The sequence below is a fragment of the Bacteroidota bacterium genome, from assembly GCA_018692315.1.
Taxonomy (GTDB): Bacteria; Bacteroidota; Bacteroidia; order Bacteroidales; family JABHKC01; genus JABHKC01.
Map to the genome: position 1 here is coordinate 1 of JABHKC010000003.1, position 3,171 is coordinate 3,171.

A 3,171-nucleotide genomic window follows, 5' to 3' on the forward strand; every position below is an offset into this window, starting at 1 on the left:
GTTTTATTTTTAGTCAAGTAAATATACAATTATTGAGACTCCTTTTTATAAAAAGGTAACTTCCACTTCTGAAAATTCGTTATGCTTTGTTAATTGTAGCGTAGAGAAGTTTTGAATTGAAAAATTAAGGAAACTTTAGCATTTCTTCACCAACAACCAATCAAAGATATCAATATAGTAATCATTTGGGCAGTGCATGTTTAGAACTTGATGAAAATGCTGCAATTATTTCTTACGAAGAGTACCATCCGTTTGGGACAACAAGTTATCGTTCTGGTTCTTCTGAAACTGAAGTTTCCTTGAAAAGATATAAATATGTAGGAAAAGAAAGAGATGAAGAAACCGGATTGTACTATTACGGAGCAAGATATTATTCGGCTTGGCTTTGTCGGTTTGTGAGTGTGGATCCTTTGCAGTTTGAATATCCACACTACACCCCATATCAATATGCAGGTAATAAACCTATTACTTTTATTGATTTGGATGGGTTGGAGGAATTTAAGCCAGAACCTGACATTATTAACAACGCAAAAAGTCCTATTGTATCATTAGCACAAATGGGAATGGCTACAGGAGTTAAAACACCAACTCGACAAATAGGTCAAAAAATAAATATTTCTGATCCAAACAAAAGCTTGGACATAGGTAGAAGTGGAAGGTTGGAGAGGGGACAAGGTGCAGAGTCTGGTAACATTACATTAGGAACGGGAATAATACCAAACAATCAAGAAGGATTTAGTGATGAAATTGCCATGACAAATGATGAATTATTTGTAGAATTTAATGACGCTATGTCCGATGGCACATTTGGAAGGATGGAGGCTGCAGGACTTGCCGAAGTAACTCATTTTCGTCAAAATTCTGGAAATCCTTTTACTAGTACTCTCATGGAAAATGAAATTAGAAATACAGATGAGTATTCTACAATGATTAATGATATCACTTCTGAATTTCAAGAACAAATGCAAGCAAATGATGGTAATTACAGTGATTTAAATATTAATAGTATTGATAGACCATCTTGGGGCTTTTCTGACCCCTCTCTTTTAGCAACAATAGGAGGTACTCAACAAATTGATTTAACTTTACAATCGATTACCTTTCAGGATAATGCTTATACTGCTCAAGTTGGAATAGTATTATCGGATAATTTTGGAGTTGACGAGGGGGATACTCATGTTGGTGAAGGTATGTTTGACATGAGAAATGTTGGGGTAGGTGAAGGTCTTAGGTCACAGTGGGTGTTACAGCATCAAAGAGGATTTAGACCATTTACCACACAGTTTCATTTTAATATATCCATTTCAGGACAACTAAATAGATAGAAATATGAACTTAAAGATTCTATATAAACAAAGATTTAACTTTATAATATTTCTTGTATTATTTGGTTGCGATTATGGGCATAATTTTGATATTACTACAACTTTTTTTGCGAAAAAATCTAATTTAACTATTGAAGTGCATTCTACTGGCTTTGTTCCAGCAAGAAACGATCACGGATATGGAATTGCTAATGGGAAATTGTATGGAATGAATCATTTTAAGGACACTTTGTTTTTTTCCATAAACGAAGAACTTTGTATAGAAAATCTAATCTATAAAAATGAAGTTTTAGAAATTAGTAATGAAAAAAGTTTTAGAAAAACATTGGAAACTCTTTTTGCGGATTTAGAATATAGTAAAAAGGAATTTCATGCATTAGAAGAACTAATATATGCAACTTGCTATGGACGAAAAGGTGCAGAACGAAATGGATTTTATCAAGGAATAGAAATAAGTAATACTACAATAATTAGTATTTCACATGATGGAGATTCTACAAATCACAAATAATTTCTACTACAAGTGCGTATTTGTGCTCGCTAGCGAGGATTTGCAATCCGTGCGTATAATAACACGAACACCAGCTCCCGCCAACATTTTGTCGGTGCAGTTTAAAAACAAATAAAAAATCATTTTTGATTTTTCTAAAAGCCCCGATTTATCGGGGCTTTTGTTTTACAATAAAGTTTGCAATCTTGTTTTAGTAATGAAAGCATCTAAGAAAGTATAAACCATTTTCTTTTCTTCGGGCTTCATTTTATTCACTTCATCATTCGGTTTCTTTGTATCTTTATGAAACCGCTTCTCTGTCCATTATTTTTTGCCTCGGTCCTGAAGGAAGTAAATAATGGACAGAGAAGCTGCATTGTAGATAAGATGGATAGAATTTATAATATGTGTTATAGAAGTAATACATCAACTAAAAAAAGTCTTACAACAAATATGCAATTTCTGTAATATAATGTAGTAAACCATTTTGCTGGCAAATCGTCCTTCAGGAACGAGGCAAAATTTGTCAGCAAAATGGTTTACGGTATTTGCAACACAAAAGCTCCTCCCAACTGCCGCAAGTTTGCAACTTGTGGTTTAGAAACCCTGAAATGATTTACGAATAATACAAGTATTTGCAGGACACCGAAGAGCTGCCAGCACCGAAGAATACAAACAAACAGGATTAGAAGAGCTGAAGAATGCCATTAATAAACATCATCCTTTGCAATGAAAAAATAAATGTTCAATCCGTGATATCCAATTTAATATTATACTTTTGCGCAAAATTGAATAAATATGACACCAAAAAAAAATACAGATTTGCAGATACTACCTGACGAAAAAATTGCAAGTAGTATTTATGTAATAAGAAATAAAAAAGTCATGATAGATCGTGATTTAGCTGAGTTGTACGGAGTTGAAACGCGAATATTAAATCAAGCAGTTAGAAGAAATATAAAACGTTTTCCCGATGATTTTATGTTCCAGATGACCACCGAAGAGTTTAAAAATTGGAAATCACAAATTGTGATATCCAATAAAGAAAAGATGGGACTACGAAAACCACCATTAGTTTTTACAGAACAAGGAGTTGCAATGTTATCAAGTGTTTTGAATAGTGAAGCTGCTATAACAGTAAATATACAAATCATCAGGGTTTTTACTAAAATGCGTGAACTACTTGAAACACATCAGGAAATATTAAAGAAGCTTGATGAATTAGAACGCAAAGGAATAGAACATGATGATAAAATAATGTTGATTTTTGAATACATAAAGCAGTTTGAAGAAATAAAACAACAAGAATTAGAACAAAAAAACAGAAAACGAATAGGATTTATAACATCTGATGAA

General features: G+C 32.7%; 2 protein-coding genes and 1 pseudogene. All 3 read left to right on the plus strand.

Annotated features, from left to right (window positions below):
* Positions 1–140: 140 nt before the first annotated feature.
* Positions 141–410, plus strand: a pseudogene (locus HN894_00135) (RHS repeat-associated core domain-containing protein).
* Between the two features lie 919 nt (positions 411–1,329).
* Complete coding sequence (locus tag HN894_00140; protein ID MBT7141714.1) at positions 1,330–1,836, plus strand: hypothetical protein; 507 nt, start codon at positions 1,330–1,332, stop codon at positions 1,834–1,836.
* Positions 1,837–2,613: 777 nt separating this feature from the next.
* A partial coding sequence (locus tag HN894_00145) for an ORF6N domain-containing protein (protein MBT7141715.1) occupies positions 2,614–3,171 on the plus strand: 558 nt, incomplete at its 3' end.

Excerpts from the sequence above, each read along its gene's own strand:
- HN894_00140 (MBT7141714.1), top strand. The coding sequence starts at position 1,330 with ATGAACTTAAAGATTCTATATAAACAAAGATTTAACTTTATAATATTT.